The organism is Limnobacter sp. (genome assembly GCF_964228395.1).
GTDB lineage: Bacteria > Pseudomonadota > Gammaproteobacteria > Burkholderiales > Burkholderiaceae_B > Limnobacter.
In genome coordinates this window covers 1-14,870 of the sequence record NZ_CAXQZX010000041.1, presented here as the reverse complement: position 1 = coordinate 14,870, position 14,870 = coordinate 1, and the positions used below count along the sequence as shown (strand labels likewise).

At 56.1% G+C, this 14,870-nt stretch carries 17 protein-coding genes; 10 read left to right on the top strand and 7 right to left on the bottom strand.

Annotation, left to right across the window (positions count from 1 at the left end):
• Positions 1-186: 186 nt before the first annotated feature.
• The 4 genes from ACEQU8_RS03020 to ACEQU8_RS03005 are packed head-to-tail and all read right to left on the bottom strand — an operon-like array spanning position 187 to position 3,397.
• Positions 187-834, bottom strand: a complete 648-nt coding sequence (locus tag ACEQU8_RS03020) for a flavodoxin family protein (RefSeq protein ID WP_370261368.1) — start codon at positions 832-834, stop codon at positions 187-189.
• A gap of 31 nt (positions 835-865) precedes the next feature.
• Complete coding sequence (locus ACEQU8_RS03015; RefSeq protein WP_370261366.1) at positions 866-1,501, bottom strand: SDR family oxidoreductase; 636 nt, start codon at positions 1,499-1,501, stop codon at positions 866-868.
• 25 nt (positions 1,502-1,526) lie between these two features.
• Positions 1,527-2,444 (bottom strand): alpha/beta hydrolase, encoded by a 918-nt coding sequence (locus ACEQU8_RS03010; protein WP_370261365.1) that lies wholly within the window; start codon positions 2,442-2,444, stop codon positions 1,527-1,529.
• Positions 2,445-2,476: 32 nt separating this feature from the next.
• Complete coding sequence (locus ACEQU8_RS03005) at positions 2,477-3,397, bottom strand: alpha/beta hydrolase (protein ID WP_370261364.1); 921 nt, start codon at positions 3,395-3,397, stop codon at positions 2,477-2,479.
• A 115-nt stretch (positions 3,398-3,512) separates the two neighbouring features.
• On the opposite strand from ACEQU8_RS03005, the gene ACEQU8_RS03000 reads away from it, so the two are divergent.
• Complete coding sequence (locus ACEQU8_RS03000) at positions 3,513-4,451, top strand: LysR family transcriptional regulator (RefSeq protein WP_370261361.1); 939 nt, start codon at positions 3,513-3,515, stop codon at positions 4,449-4,451.
• Between the two features lie 3 nt (positions 4,452-4,454).
• On the opposite strand, the gene ACEQU8_RS02995 is transcribed toward ACEQU8_RS03000, so the two are convergent.
• Positions 4,455-5,960: a deoxyribodipyrimidine photo-lyase gene (locus ACEQU8_RS02995; RefSeq protein WP_370261360.1), complete on the bottom strand. Its 1,506-nt coding sequence runs from the start codon at positions 5,958-5,960 to the stop codon at positions 4,455-4,457.
• A 52-nt stretch (positions 5,961-6,012) separates the two neighbouring features.
• On the opposite strand from ACEQU8_RS02995, the gene ACEQU8_RS02990 reads away from it, so the two are divergent.
• The 6 genes from ACEQU8_RS02990 to ACEQU8_RS02965 are packed head-to-tail and all read left to right on the top strand — an operon-like array spanning position 6,013 to position 10,602.
• Positions 6,013-6,597: a YqgE/AlgH family protein gene (locus ACEQU8_RS02990; protein ID WP_370261359.1), complete on the top strand. Its 585-nt coding sequence runs from the start codon at positions 6,013-6,015 to the stop codon at positions 6,595-6,597.
• 4 nt (positions 6,598-6,601) lie between these two features.
• Positions 6,602-7,024 (top strand): Holliday junction resolvase RuvX, encoded by a 423-nt coding sequence (gene ruvX / locus ACEQU8_RS02985; RefSeq protein ID WP_370261358.1) that lies wholly within the window; start codon positions 6,602-6,604, stop codon positions 7,022-7,024.
• Positions 7,021-7,530 carry a bifunctional pyr operon transcriptional regulator/uracil phosphoribosyltransferase PyrR gene (gene pyrR / locus ACEQU8_RS02980; protein WP_370261356.1) on the top strand — a complete coding sequence of 170 codons (510 nt, stop codon included), beginning with the start codon at positions 7,021-7,023 and terminating at the stop codon, positions 7,528-7,530. The genes ruvX and pyrR overlap by 4 nt, the downstream gene beginning before the upstream one ends.
• A complete protein-coding gene (locus ACEQU8_RS02975) occupies positions 7,523-8,497 on the top strand; it encodes an aspartate carbamoyltransferase catalytic subunit (protein WP_370261355.1) in 975 nt (324 codons plus the stop codon). Before pyrR ends, ACEQU8_RS02975 begins: the two co-directional genes overlap by 8 nt.
• 26 nt (positions 8,498-8,523) lie before the next feature.
• Positions 8,524-9,840, top strand: a complete 1,317-nt coding sequence (locus ACEQU8_RS02970; RefSeq protein ID WP_370261354.1) for a dihydroorotase — start codon at positions 8,524-8,526, stop codon at positions 9,838-9,840.
• Positions 9,841-10,602, top strand: a complete 762-nt coding sequence (locus tag ACEQU8_RS02965; protein ID WP_370261352.1) for a lysophospholipid acyltransferase family protein — start codon at positions 9,841-9,843, stop codon at positions 10,600-10,602.
• Positions 10,603-10,629: 27 nt separating this feature from the next.
• Here the strand turns inward: ACEQU8_RS02965 and ACEQU8_RS02960 are convergent, their stop codons facing one another.
• The gene (locus tag ACEQU8_RS02960; RefSeq protein WP_370261351.1) at positions 10,630-11,466 is read right to left on the bottom strand and encodes a symmetrical bis(5'-nucleosyl)-tetraphosphatase; all 837 of its coding nucleotides are present in this window, start codon (positions 11,464-11,466) and stop codon (positions 10,630-10,632) included.
• 123 nt (positions 11,467-11,589) lie between these two features.
• On the opposite strand from ACEQU8_RS02960, the gene ACEQU8_RS02955 reads away from it, so the two are divergent.
• From ACEQU8_RS02955 to ACEQU8_RS02945, 3 genes are all read left to right on the top strand, one after another.
• Positions 11,590-12,981: a phosphomannomutase/phosphoglucomutase gene (locus ACEQU8_RS02955; RefSeq protein ID WP_370261350.1), complete on the top strand. Its 1,392-nt coding sequence runs from the start codon at positions 11,590-11,592 to the stop codon at positions 12,979-12,981.
• A 434-nt stretch (positions 12,982-13,415) separates the two neighbouring features.
• Entirely contained in the window at positions 13,416-14,096 is a 681-nt protein-coding gene (gene queE / locus ACEQU8_RS02950; RefSeq protein WP_370261349.1) for a 7-carboxy-7-deazaguanine synthase, read from the top strand.
• Positions 14,093-14,446, top strand: a complete 354-nt coding sequence (locus ACEQU8_RS02945; protein ID WP_370261347.1) for a 6-pyruvoyl tetrahydropterin synthase family protein — start codon at positions 14,093-14,095, stop codon at positions 14,444-14,446. The genes queE and ACEQU8_RS02945 overlap by 4 nt, the downstream gene beginning before the upstream one ends.
• 111 nt (positions 14,447-14,557) lie before the next feature.
• On the opposite strand, the gene ACEQU8_RS02940 is transcribed toward ACEQU8_RS02945, so the two are convergent.
• Positions 14,558-14,870 (bottom strand): hypothetical protein (locus tag ACEQU8_RS02940; protein ID WP_370261346.1); only part of this gene is annotated, 313 nt, incomplete at its 5' end.

Here is a 14,870-nt window from a genome sequence, read left to right as displayed (position 1 = left end):
CAATAAGGCCTTGCAGTATGAAGTAAAGCAGCGAAGGAGTAGAAATGCCAAGCCGGGTCTGCTTGGGGCGGGGGATGGAGCGTGCAGATGCCCTGAATGCCCGCCCTGCAGGGAAACAGTCCGGCTGCATTAAGCAATATGTAAAACAGCTTTTTGAGCAAATCGACCGCAATACCCAGGCATGGTCTACTTTGAAAACCACTCTTCGTCGATGGCATGTAGCATTTGCTCGGGTGTGATCTGCTGTGTCATGCGTCCGCGTAGCATGCGGCGATGTTCAAAGGATTTAGCCCCCCGCGCCGTGACTTTATCCTTGAGCTTGGCCACATACTCCTCACCAACATGGCTGTTGAAGGTGTTGAACAGCACGACATGTAGGCCATCGAATCGGTTGTGCTCAACAAAGGCCCAGATTGGCGGTGCTGGACTGTACAGCCACACAGGAGAGCCGAGCCAAACCGTATCAAATGGCGCCAAGTCTATCGTCCGCGGTGTGATTTCTGGCAGTAGATCGGTCTGCGATCGCCGCGCATTTGCGTCATTGAGCGCTTGTGTCAGACCGAGCAAGCCTAGTTCGTAGTCAGGCGCATTCAAGGGAAAAAGTTGCGCTTGAAGTCGCTTGGCAACATGTCTTGCTGCGAGTGCCGTGTTGCCCGAACGCGAGAAATACACAACTGCTGTGCGGGAGGTGTTGATTGGGGCTGCTACATAGGGTTGCTTGCCCAACAAGTTCTCGGCCTGTCGACTCTCAATCCAGGTCACGGCGTAAAGGTAGCAAAACACCGAACCCAACATAACCGCCACAGCGGCAAAAATCCAGTACATCGCAGTCATCAGTTTTCTCGACATGGTGTTTTGTTATGGCTCAAAGGAAGGCAGGTTTGTCAGCATCCGTATTGGGCTTGTTCACGCCAACGTTGGCTCGCACCAGCCGCTCGGGGTGTTGCACCAGTTCGACCACCAATGCAGCCACACTCTTGCGGGACACTTCTGTGCCTTTAAACGGTTCGTTACGGGTGGTGATTTCGAAGTCCACTTCATTGTCGTCCTGCAACCAGGCCGCCCTCAGAATGGTGAAGTCCATATCCGAAGCCTCGATCAGATCCGCAGATTTGCGATAGGGTGGCAGGTACTGCCCTATTTCGCGCCGGTTCCAGTCACCAAACTGGCCCGGTACCTCGTCATAGATGCCAAGCGAGTTGATGAAAATCAGCCGCTTGACACCCTTTGCCCTCATGGCTGTCAAAATGCGCTCCGTCTGCACATCCACGTCTCCGGCCAAGTTCGCATAGACAACATCTTGGCCTTCCATGATGTTGGCCAGGAGCTTTTTGTCCATCACATCGCCAATCACAACCTTGGCATTCGGTGGCTCTTGACTACTCAGCCTCTTGGGATCGCGTATTAGCAGGGTTTGCTCGATGTCTTTGTGCTCGCCCAGCATCTGGACGACCCATCGGGCAATTTGTCCACTCGCACCCAGAATCAACACTTTGGTCATAAGGATAGCTCCGTCAACTCGGTCATTAAAGGTTCTTCTGGAAGAAGGGAAGCACTTTGGCCAATGCCTGACCGACCGGGTCTGGCTGGTCGTACAGGTCGTAGTGTGATGCGCCTTCAACAACGACCAACTCCTTGACCTTCGACGCAGCACGGCCATAAATCTCCAGGCCGTCGCGGTAAGCGCCAAAGCCTCCCGGCTTGTCACCGACCACCACCATCAGCGGCGTTGTCAGCAGGGTTTCTGCCAGGTGAAAGCCATCCCAAAGAACGGAGGCGGCGCGGCGAGAGAACATGGCGCGTGTGCCTGCGTGGTCATTGATGCAGCGGTTGCGGTAATAGTCGGTGGCACCGAGCACGTCAATGTCTGTTATGCCAGCCTCATGGGCCACATTCAACGAGGGTGGAATCAACTGGTCTACCTGCGGTGCATCGCCTCGGGCCTCGGCAGTGCGCTGCCGTGCCATCGCTTCCATCTGCCCAATGGGGTCGAAACCACTAAAGCCCTCGCGACACAAGCGACCGAAATTGACGCCTGTGATGCTAACCACTGCCTTGATGCGCCGCTCAATCATCGTTGCATTGATGGCATAACCACCGCCACCGCAAATCCCCAGGGTTCCGATGCGATCGGCATCGACATAGGGCAACGTCACCAGGTAATCCGTGACGCGGCTGAAGTCTTCTACGGCCATGGCCGGGTCTTCGATGTAGCGTGGCAGACCGCCGCTCTGCCCTTGTGTGCTGCGGTCGAAAGCGATCACAACAAACCCGGCTTCTGCCAGCGCTTTGCCGTAGACGTTGCCGGCTGTCTGCTCTTTGCAGCTGCCAATAGGGTGTGCGCTGATGATTGCTGGGTACTTTTTGCTTTCGTCGAAGTTTGGCGGATAGTACAGGTCAGCGGCGATGTCCCAATAAGTGTGCTTGATTTTTACGCTTTTCATCATATTTCTCCTCAATCAGATCTGGGTTGTCTTTATGCGGCAATGGTGCGCTTGAAGAATTTGGTCAGCTCATTCACCGCTTCACGAACATAGTCAGGACCGTCATACATCGACATGTGATTGGCACCTTCAACCACGTGCATGTGTTTGTCTTGGCTGGCCGCCCGGGCAAGCAGGTCTTCACTCATCCATTTGCTACCGGCCACACTGCCTGCAATGGTCAAGATGGGTTGAGTCAAAAACGCTTCCGCTTTGTTGTAGGCGTCGTAGGTGATGATCTGGTTCAAGTTGCGAGCCAGGGCAAAACCCGGAGCATTGGGGTGTTGGGCACGGGGGGTGTGGTAATACTCCCATGCTTCTTCCAGTTCCTTGTTGGGCGCGTCTTCCTTGCGCATGGGGGCCAATGGAATCGTCGCGTAATTGGATTCAGCCACGTCGCGGCTACGCGCTTGAGAGCCAAAGTCCAAATAGGCTGCTGCGTCGGCATCCTTCACATTGTTGTCCCAGCCGTTTCGGAACATGGAGCCAATATTGACTGCGCTTACCGTTGCAAGTGCCTTGATCCGGCGATCGTTAATGGCGGCGTTGGCTGCATAACCACCGCCTGCACAAATGCCCATGGCTGCAATTCTTGAGGGGTCAACAAATGGCAGGGTGGTGAAGTAATCAACGATTGCGCTGATGTCTTCGGTGCGTACGTATGGGTTCTCAAGCTGACGAGGCTCGCCAGTGCTTTCACCTTGAAATGAAGCATCGAAGGCAATGGTCACAAAGCCTTGCTCTGCAAGCTTTTGGGCATACAAGCCTGCTGTTTGCTCTTTAACGCCGCCACCCGGGTGGGCCACAACAATGGCGGGGTACTGCGTGCTTGGGTCAAAGTTTTTAGGGTGGTTGATGACTGCTGCCAAAGTGATGTTTTGGCCATTGAAGTTTTGAATTTGAATCTTTTCCATGATCTGCTCCTTGAGTTGGTTCAAAAAGTGTGCGTCGTGGAAAAAATTCTAAGGTTATACTTTGTTTAGATAAATATGTTTTAAATTAAATCACTGTTTAGCGAATCTATACAATATGAAGCTTACCCCGGCCATTCTGCCTTCTCTTGGATATTTCGTTCACATTGCCCAACATCGAAGCTTTACCAAAGCGGCGGCTGAAATGGAGGTCACGCGAGCGGCCCTCTCACAACAATTGAAATCTTTGGAGACGCAATTGAATGTGCGCCTTTTGAACCGCACAACACGTGATATTTCATTGACCGATGAGGGGCAGCACTTGTTTGATGTTCTGCTGCCCGCTTTCAGGGCCATGCAGCGAGGGCTTGAGGCCACTCAGGAGGCACAAGTAGAACCCTCTGGGCTCATCCGAATCAACACCTCACGGGTTGCTGCCCGACTTCTGATTGAACCGAATTTGTCTGAGTTTCTTGCGTTGTATCCGAAGTTGAAAATTGAATTGATGATGAATGAAGGCTTCTCCAATATTGTGGCTGAAGGCGCCGATGTCGGAATTCGAATGGGAAAAAGCCTAGATGAACACATGGTGGCGGTGCCCGTTACCCCTAATCTTGAAATGGCAATCGTTGGCTCACCCGATTACTTTGAGAAACATGGAGTTCCACAGTCTCCTGAGGACTTGATGCAGCACAATTGCCTGGCCTACAGATTCACAACCAGTGGGGCAATCGATAAATGGAGTTTTTCGAAACCGAAGCACGCCGATGAATCCGTGGTTTTTGAGCCCAATGGAAATGCCACATTCAACGATGATGAAAGCATGATTCAAGCCGCGCTTCAGGGAGTAGGCTTAATCCAGCACATCGACTTGTGTGTGAGAAAACATCTGGCCGAAGGCCGACTGGTACGGGTCTTAAAAGATTGGTGCAAACCATTTTCTGGTTTCTACATTTACGTGCCGTCTCGCGCCCAGATGCCAGCCAAGACGAGAGCACTGATTGATTTTTTGTTAGAAAAAAGGCAAGGGCTGGAGACTCAGAATATTGCTCGCTAACCTTCACTCCTCCACCTTCGCTTTTTTCACCACGGCATACCGCTCCAGCGTTTTTTTGCGGGCCACGTCGTGCTCTACAACGGGCCGGGGGTAGGTCTGACCCAGCACCACACCAGCCATTTGCAATTCAAAGGGTGGGCATTCGGCTGGGTTGTGAATGTGTTTGTTCGACAGCTTGGCCAGTTCTGGGCAGTATTTGCGGATAAATTTACCGTCGGGGTCAAATTTTTCGGACTGGCTGTGCGGGTTAAAAATTCGGAAGTAGGGTTGTGCGTCGCACCCACTGCTGGCGGCCCACTGCCAGCCCCCGTTGTTGGCCGACAGGTCAAAGTCATTCAAGTGGTCGGCAAAGTACTGCTCGCCCCAGCGCCAGTCGATGCCCAGGTCTTTGGTTAAGAAACTGGCGGTGACCATGCGCAGGCGGTTGTGCATAAAGCCGGTTTGGTTGAGTTGGCGTTGGGCGGCGTCCACCAGGGGGTAGCCGGTTTTGCCATCGCACCAGGCCTTGAACAGCTTTTTTGCTTTTTCATCGCTGTCCCATTGAATGTGGTCGTACTCGGGTTTGAATGCATGTTGTGCTGCATCGGGCCGGTGGAAAATGATCTGGAAATAAAAGTCGCGCCAAATGAGTTCGTTCAGCCAGCCCATGGCGCCCTCGCTGCCGCTGGTGCGGAAGCGGTCGTAGGCGGCCTTGGCCAAACGTCGAATTGAAATGGTGCCAAAGCGGTTGTGCACGCTGAGGTAGCTCACCCCTTTAATGGCCGGAAAGTCGCGTTTGTCTTTGTATTTGTCGATGCGGTCCAGAAAGTCTTCAAATGCGTCCAGGGCGCCTTCTTCACCGGGCTTGATCATATCCAGCAAGTTGGTGCGTTCAAAGCCCATGTCTTCCAGCGTGGGCGCAGGCAGGTTGTTCACGGGTGACAATGCCCCCATGCGTGCCTCGCTGGGGTAGGGGGTGAGGTGGAACTCATCAAGCTTCTTGAGGCAGGCGTTTTTATAGGGGGTGAACACACTGAAAAACTTGCCCCCTTGAGTGAGCACCTCGTCTTCTTCAAAAATAGCCTGGTCTTTAAATCGGAACAGTTCTACACCCTCGTTTTTGAGTGTATTGGCCACCTCGGCATCGCGTGAAATGGCTGCGGGCTCGTAGTCTTTGTTGGTGAACACGGCCTGCGCTCCCAGCTTCTTGACCAGTGCCGGGATGGCCTGCTCAGCATGCGCGTGTAGCAGGTGCAGGTCGCCGCCAAAGCTTTGCAGCTTGCTTTTAAGCGCCATGCAGCTTTCCCAAATAAACTCCACCCGGCGGTCGGCCTTGTTGGGCAGCTTGTCCAGAATGGTTTTGTCGAAAACAAACACACAGTGCACCTGCTTGCAGTGCTTTAGGGCATAAAACAGGGCAGCGTTGTCGTGGGTGCGCAGGTCGCGCCTAAACCACATCAGCCCGGTGGCGTACTGGCTTGGGCGGGGTTGGGTGGACAAGGGGTGATTTTGTAGTGTGGGTGCTGGCATGGTACTGCTTGGGTTGGGGTAAAACAGGGCAAAAAGGCATTACAATTTTGGCATGAGCCAGCCCCAAAACACCACCCCCAATGAATTTAGCCTGTCCGGTCATTTTTTGATCGCCATGCCCAACATGCTCGACCCCAGTTTTGCGGGGTCGGTGGTGTATTTGTGTGAGCACTCGTCCAAAGGGGCCATGGGTTTGGTGATCAACCGCCCAACCGACCTCGACATTGTGGCCCTGCTCGAAAAAATCGAGCTCGAAGTGGAAGGCGATTTGCCCCAGCACTTCCCCGTGATGGCGGGTGGCCCAGTGGCCGCCGAGCGTGGTTTTGTGTTGCACACGGCCCCTTTGCAGTGGAATTCTTCCTTGCCGGTGAATGATCGAATTTCCCTCACCACGTCCAAAGACATTCTTGAGGCAGTTGCCAAGGGCCAAGCCCCCAGCCAGTGGCTGATTACCCTGGGCTACGCCGGGTGGGGCGAGGGGCAGCTTGAACAAGAATTGGCTCAAAACGCATGGCTTACCGTGCCGGCCAACGACGACATTTTGTTCAACACACCACTAGAAGAGCGTTTTGCCAGTGCCTACGGTTTGCTGGGCATCGACCCCTCCTTGTTAACCGGCGCAGCGGGGCACGCTTAGCACCATGCACACTTCAAAACCCACGTTGTTTTTGGCTTTTGATTTTGGTTTAAAACGCATCGGTGTTGCCTTTGGAAACGCGCTCACCAAAACCGCCCAAGGCGTTGGCGTGGTGGAAGCCGAACAAGAAACCCAGCGTTTTGCCCGCATTGAACAACTGATTGCCGAGTGGCAACCCGAGGGCTTGGTGGTGGGCGTGCCCCGTCACCCCGATGGTCGCGAGAACGAGCTCACTCAACGTTGCCTGCGATTTGCGCGCCAATTGGAGGGCCGTTTTGGCTTGCCCTGCGCAACCGTTGATGAGCGCTACACCAGCGCCATCATAGAGCGTTGCATGGGTGGGGCTGCGGCCCGCTCCAACAAGGGGCGGGTGGACATGGGCAGCGCTTGCCTTATTTTGGAACAGTTTTTTCTGGAGGGGCAATGAACCTGCCAAACCCCGAAAGCCTATATGCCCGCCTGCGCGACCAAATCGACAAGGCCTTTCCAGACCGCAGTGCCTTGGGTTTGATCGGGGTGCACAGCGGTGGCGCCTGGATCGCTGAGCGTTTGCACGCCGACCTGGGTTTTGCCCTGCCTTGTGGTTTTTTGGACAGCGCCTTTTACCGTGATGATTTTTCTCAGCGAGGCCTGAAAGACGACCCCAAGCCCGCCGAGGTGCCTTTTGATGTGGAAGGCCGAAGCATTTTGTTGGTGGACGATGTGCTCTACACCGGGCGCACCACACGGGCCATTGTCAACCATTTGTTCGACTATGGCCGCCCTGCAAAAATTGAGCTGGCCGTGCTGCTAGACCGGGGCGGTCGGCAGTTGCCCATCGATGCCCAGTACGTGGGCATGCATTACCAACTCAAACCCAATCAATCGTTTGTGCTGACCCGCGATGACCAGGGCGCTTTCCGCCTGGATCTGGAGGTAAAACCAATTGAATAACCCGCAACTGAACGCCGCCGGGGAACTGATCCACCTGTTGAGCATCGAGGGCTTGCCCAAGGCGATGATTCATCGCATTTTGGACACAGCGGAGTCGTTTTTGTCGGTCACCGACCGTGAGGTTAAGCAGGTACCGCTGCTGCGGGGCAAGTCGGTGTTTAACGTGTTTTTCGAAAACTCCACCCGCACCCGAACCACCTTTGAAATTGCGGCCAAGCGATTGTCCGCCGATGTGGTGAACTTGAACATCGGCTCTTCGTCCACCAGCAAGGGTGAAAGCCTGCTGGACACCATCGACAACCTGGCTGCCATGTCGGCAGACATGTTTGTGATGCGCCACTCGGAAAGCGGCGCCCCCACTTTTTTGGCGCAGCATTTGAACAGGGTGACCGGCGGCAGTATTCATGTCATTAACGCGGGCGATGGGCGCCATGCCCACCCCACCCAAGCGCTGCTGGACATGTACACCATTCGCCACTACAAGCAAGATTTCACCAAGCTGCGTGTGGCCATTGTGGGCGATATTTTGCACAGCCGCGTGGCGCGTTCCGATATTCATGCGCTCACCACCCTGGGGGTGCCAGAGGTGCGCGCTGTGGGGCCGCGCACACTGTTGCCTGGCCATTTGGAGACCATGGGCGTGCGCGTGTACCACGATCTGGTGGAGGGCATTCGGGACTGCGACGTGGTCATCATGCTTCGCCTTCAAAAGGAGCGAATGACAGGTGCTTTGATCCCCTCGGCTCAAGAGTATTTCAAGCACTTTGGCCTGACCGAAGAAAAACTGCGGGCAGCCAAGCCCGACGCCATTGTGATGCATCCCGGCCCCATGAACCGTGGCGTAGAAATTGACTCTGCGGTGGCTGATGGACCCCAAAGCGTGATTTTGAACCAAGTGACATTTGGCATCGCCGTTCGCATGGCGGTGATGAGTATTTTGGCCTCCAGCAAGGGCACCAGCCACTGAGGCCAACTGAGTAAAAAGGACAAGCAATGCGCGTGTTGATTTCGGGCGGACGAGTGATAGACCCCAGCATCGGTGCCGACGGGGTAATGGATGTGGCGGTGGCTGCTGGCCGCGTGGTGGCTGTGGCCGCCCCGGGCGACATACCTGCCGACTTTGCCGCCGGGCGTGTGATTGACGCCAGCGGCATGTGGGTTCTGCCTGGGCTGGTGGATTTGTCTGCCCGCCTGCGCGAGCCTGGTTACGAGTACCGCGCCACCCTTGAAAGCGAAATGGAAGCTGCGATGGCCGGTGGGGTAACCTCGCTGGTGTGTCCACCCGACACCGACCCTGTACTCGACGAGCCTGGCCTGATTGAAATGCTGAAGTTCAAAGCCCGGCAGTTAAACCTGGCCAAGGTGTATCCCCTTGGGGCGCTCACCACAGGTTTGAAGGGCGAAACCCTCACCGAAATGGCCGAGTTGAACGAGGCGGGTTGCGTGGGTTTTGGGCAAGCTGAAAAGCCGATTGGCGATTTGCGCGTGTTGTTGCAGGCCATGAAGTACGCCCGCAACTTTAACTTCACGGTGTTTTTGCGCCCCAATGAACCCAACCTCAGCCGTGGGGGCGTGGCCCACGCGGGCGCGTATGCATCGCGCATGGGATTGAGCGGTGTGCCTGTGATGGCCGAGACCATTGCCATGGAGGCCTACTTTGAGTTGATTCGCAATACAGGCACGGCCATGCACATTTGCCGGGTAAGCTCCGCCAAGGGGGTTGAACTGGTTCGCCAGGCCAAAAAAGAAGGCCTGCCCGTCACCTGCGATGTGAGTGTGCACCATGTGCACCTCACCGACATGGATATCGGGTTTTTTGACCCCAATGCACACTTGGTGCCGCCCCTGCGCGAACAACGTGACCGTGATGCCATTCGAGCAGGCTTGCTGGATGGCACCATCGACGCCATTTGCTCAGACCACACGCCCGTGGACGACGATGCCAAGCTGCTGCCTTTTGCAGAAAGCGAGGCTGGGGCCACGGGCCTGGAGTTGTTGTTGACCCTGACTGTGAAATGGATGCGTGAGCAACAGGTGCCCGCCAGCCGCATGGTGGAATTGCTCTGCAGTGGCCCAGCCAACATCATCAAAGTGCAGGCAGGCAGTTTGCGCCCGGGGATGCCGGCCGATTTGTGTCTGTTCAACCCCGATGTGGATTGGGTGGTGGGTCCCAACAGCTTGATCAGCCAAGGCAAGCACACCCCGTTCAATGGCTTTCCCATGCAGGGCAAGGTGCAGCTCACCATGGTCAACGGCAATCAAAGCTACAGCACGCTTGAAAAAGAGCGCATTCAGGTGTTGGCCGCTTAAATGGATTCGCTTCGAAAAGCCTGGGTGCTGGCCCGCCTGGTGGCCCATTTGCTGGGGGGCTTGTTGCTGGCATTGCTGGCATGGCCGCTAATTGGTACCCCCCAGCGCAAGCGAACTGAACAATGGTTTGCCAAAAAACTCCTGAGCATTTTGAAGGTGCAAGTGCAGGCCAGCTACGAAAGCACGCAAGCCAACTACGCGCTGCACGGGCCGTATTTGCTGTACAGCAACCATGTGTCTTGGCTGGATATTTTTGCCTTCAATGCCGTAGAGCCTGTGACATTTATTGCCAAGGCTGAAATTTCGAAGTGGCCCATTGGTGGCACCTTGGCCAAGCGCAGCGGCACGCTGTTTATTGAACGAGGCAAGCGGCATGCGGTGCGGGATGTGATTCAGGCGGCGGTGCAAGTGATCAAAACTGGGCGCAGCGTGGCGGTGTTTCCTGAAGGCACCACGGGCACAGGGCAAACCCCTTTGAATTTTCACAGCAATTTTGTGCAGCCTGCCATTATGGCGGGTGTGCCCTTGTTGCCCGTGAGTTTGCAGTACTGCAGCACCGATGGGCGCTTTAGCGAAGAACCGGCTTTTGTGGGCGAACAAACCCTGATGCAAAACATTGCGGTGCTGTTAAACAGCCCCAAGGGTTATGTGGTGAAGCTGCACTTCCACCACCCCATGCCCACTGAGGGGCAAACCCGGCACGATTTAAGCGACCTGGCCTACACTCAAATTGCGGCGCACTTGGCGGGCAACCTCGACTAGCCAACACGGACCAGCCACCCAGCCACTTTAAGGCACGGTGGCTGCCGGGGGCTCTAGCGCATCCACCTGGAAAATTTGAAGATCATCCAGGCGCAGGGCGGTTAGCTTGCCACCCCACACACAGCCGCTGTCCAGGCAAAAGCCAGCGGGGTTTTTCAATTGGTTCAGGGTGGACCAGTGCCCAAACACAATCGGGCCTTCCTGTTGCGCCGGTTTGCGCTCAAACTCAAACCAAGGCTTTAGGTCGGGCGGGGCGTCTTTGGGTTCCAGCTTGAATTTGAAGTCCACTTTGCCATCGTCGCGCAGCATGCGCATGCGGGTAAATACATTGACGACCAATCGCAGGCGATCCTCCCCTTCAAGCGCATCATCCCAGCGGTTGGGTTTGTTGCCGTACAGCACGGCCATGAAATTTTGCCAATGTGGGCCACTCAGCACGCTTTGCACTTCGGCCGACAGTGCCAGCGCTTTGGCGTGGCTCCATTGCGGCAATACCCCGGCGTGCACCAACAAGGCTTTGTTGGGGGTGGGCAATTGCAAGGCCAGCGGTTGTTGGCGCAGCCAGTCAATCAGCGTGCGACCATCGGGAGCATTGACCACCTCGGCAATGGTGTCCGAACTGTGTTGCCTGCCCACGCCGCACCACAGCGCCAGCAAATGCAGGTCGTGGTTGCCCAGCACCGTGTGGGCCGAGGTGCCAAGGCCACGTATAAACCGAAGGGTGTCCAGCGAGCGAGGGCCGCGGTTGACCAGGTCGCCAGCAAACCACAGGGTGTCGGTTCTTCGGTTAAACGAAATGTGCTGCAGCAGGTGCTCTAGGGAGCTTAGGCAGCCTTGCACGTCGCCAATTGCATAGTGGGCCATGGGTGAAGCGTTTTGCGGACCATCAAAAGTTGTATTATGCCCGCAGAGCCTTGAGCACACAGCCCCATCGGCCTTAAGCTACTTCAAACCTTTCCAAACTATTTTTGTATATTGGGTGCCCGCATGACCATTTCCCCTTCAATTTTTAAAGCCTACGACATCCGCGGCATTGTGGATGACACCCTGACCGAAGACGCCGCCTACGCTGTGGGTCGCGCCCTGGGTGCGTTGGCTTTGGAACGTGGCAAAACCGAGGCGGTGGTGGGGCGCGATGGTCGATTGTCGGGCCCTCGCCTGTGCAAGGCCTTGGCAGATGGATTTCAAGACGCTGGGGTGGATGTGGTGGATGTGGGCATGGTGGCCACGCCGCTGGTGTACTTTGCTACCTTTTTGTTGGGCAACGGCACGGGCGTGCAGGTTACAGGCAGCCACAACCCACCGCAATACAACGGCCTCAAAATGATGGTGGCGGGCGAAACCCTGTACGGCGAGACCATCCTGGGCTTGCTGAAATGGATTCAAACGCAGCAGCCCACCCGGGGCACGGCGACGGGTGTCAAGCGCGGCAGCTATCGCGAGTTGAACGTGTGGCCCGATTATTTGAAGAACATCGTGGGGCACATCAAGCTGGAGCGCCCCATGAAAATCGCCGTGGATTGTGGCAACGGCGTGGCGGGAGCTTTTGCACGAGAGCTTTATGAAGCCTTGGGTTGTGAAGTGCAAGAGCTGTTTTGCGAGGTGGATGGCAATTTTCCGAACCACCACCCAGACCCTGCTCACCCGGAAAACCTGCAAGACCTGATTGCCGCGGTTAAACGTGGCGATGCAGAAATCGGTTTGGCCTTTGATGGCGATGGCGACCGCCTTGGGGTGGTCACCAAGGATGGCGAAATTATTTACCCAGACCGCCAGTTGATTTTGTTTGCCCGCGATGTGATTGCCCGCAACCCGGGTGCCATGGTGATCTATGACGTGAAGTGCACACGCCATGTGGCCAACGCAGTGAAAGAAGCCGGTGGTGAGCCACTGATGTGGCGCACGGGGCATTCTTTGATCAAGGCCAAGCTCAAAGAAACCGGGGCACCCTTGGCCGGTGAAATGAGCGGGCATGTATTTTTTAAAGAGCGCTGGTTCGGTTTTGACGATGGCTTGTACGCGGGCTGCCGCTTGTTGGAGATTTTGTCGCGCAGTGCCGACCCCTCGGCCGAGTTGAATGGCTTGCCAAACTCCAGCAGCACGCCTGAATTGCAGCTAAAAACAGCCGAGGGTGAAAACTTTGCCCTGGTGAGCCAGTTGCAAGCGCAAGGGGAATTCCCGTCTTCTGAGCGTGTGGTGACCATTGATGGCGTGCGTGCAGAATATCCCGATGGTTTTGGCTTGGCCCGTCCGTCGAACACCACGCCAGTGGTGGTGATGCGTTTTGAGGCCGACAACGATGCCGCCCTGGCCAGAATCCAAGGGGAATTCAAGGCCGCCATTTTGAAAGTGGCCCCTGGGGTGGCCTTGCCCTTTTGAGGGAAACAAGCACCCCGTGGTGGGTGCATGGTGTTGATCAAGAGACGCGGCTTTACCAAGCATTGGCGTAACTTGAAAGTAACTTGTGCGTTTTTGACAACAGACCCAAAGCCAGCTTGTTTGGCTTTGGGTTTTTTATTCTAAATTGGTGCGGCGCGGCAGCTTGCAGGCTGGAAAGCGAACGCCCGTGCGATTTTCACCCAAATCGAGTGTTTGCTCTAGGGTGGATGTGAGCGATGTAACCCGCGGGTTTCGAGGAAAGCCTCGAAAAATGGACTTGAAAGGCGGGGAGGGTGGTTGCAAACTGAGGTCTCACATCCCTCCTCCTTTGCTTCTGAGGTTTGCCCGGTTAACCATACCGGGCATTTTTTTTGCCCTTTTTATTGCGTGGCAATATGCCCTGAGGCTGGGCATCAAAATCCATTTCGGTTAGCATGGCGCCTGTCGAGCCAACTGGGGCCGCTGTGAGCACCTACACCGTCAAAGAAATGTTTTACACCTTGCAAGGCGAAGGCGCCCAAGCCGGCCGTGCGGCGGTGTTTTGCCGATTTGCCGGGTGCAATTTGTGGAGCGGTCGGGAAGAGGACCGCGCACAGGCGGTGTGCAAGTTTTGCGACACCGATTTTGTGGGCACCGATGGAGTGGGCGGCGGCAAGTTTAAATCGCCGCAAGCCCTGGCCAAAGCCATTGCCGCCACCTATCAGGGAAGCCATGCTGGCCAGCGGCCTTATGTGGTGTTCACGGGCGGGGAGCCCACCCTGCAATTGGACGACGCGCTGATTAAGGCGGTTCACGCCGAGGGGTTTGAGATTGCCATTGAAACCAATGGCACCTTGCCTGTGCCGCCGGGTGTGGATTGGATTTGTGTGAGCCCCAAATTTGGCAGTGAACTGCTGCAAACCCATGGCAACGAGATGAAAGTGGTGGTGCCCCAGTTGGGGCAAAACCTCGACGCATTGGGCGAGCTGGCTTTTGAACATTTTTTTGTGCAGGCCATGGACCACGCCGATGCGCACGTACGCGCCCGTAATCTGCAAACGGCCATTCAAACCTGCCTGAGCAAACCCCGCTGGCGCTTAAGCGTACAAACCCACAAAGTGATTGGAATGCCATGAAGGTTTTTAAGCAATTTGCATTTGATGTTGCCCACCAACTGCCAGACTGGCCGGGCCTGCACGGCCATAGCTACACCGCCGAGGTGTGGTTTGAGGGGCCCGCGACCGATGGCTATGTGGTGCCTGAAAGCCTGCTGAGCGAGCAGGTGGAGGCGGTGCGAAAGCGCTTGGACCACTCTTACCTGAACGACTTCATCGACATGCCAACCTCTGAGAACATCGCCCGTTGGATCTGGGATCAATTGCGGCCTAAGGGACCATTGGTGATGGTCAAGGTATTTCGTGGGTCGATTGGCTTTGGGGTGGTGTTTGATTTGGCCGATGCGAGGGCTGAGGGGCGGGTGCTGTAGAGCAGCGTATTGGTGCCGGCTTGCTACTGGCCGTTGGGCCTGGGGTTGGCCCTTTGGAGTGTTGTGCGCCGCGCTTCTAGGCTGAGGCAGCCCAAGCCACTGGGCCTGGGATCAGCCCGTGTATCCCTTCTTGTCCCTTCCGAGGGGGCATGCAAGGCGAAAGTGTCGCCATTGCATCCGATTCGGTTTCCCGCCAAGCGTGGGCTTGGGCGGGAAACACGCCTCGGCCCCTCGGCGTGGGCCAAACCGGGCGGGCTGCCCTGAATCGGCCTGCGCGGCCTGTGCCACCCCAGCCCCGGCGCTGCGCTTGGCCACGCCGGTGATTCGCGTAGCCGAAGTCCACGCACACGCTGCAGCAAAGCCATGCTCGCATGCCACCTGAGCCGCCTTCGCTTGCCCAGAAGCCAGCAGGGGCCATTGCCCC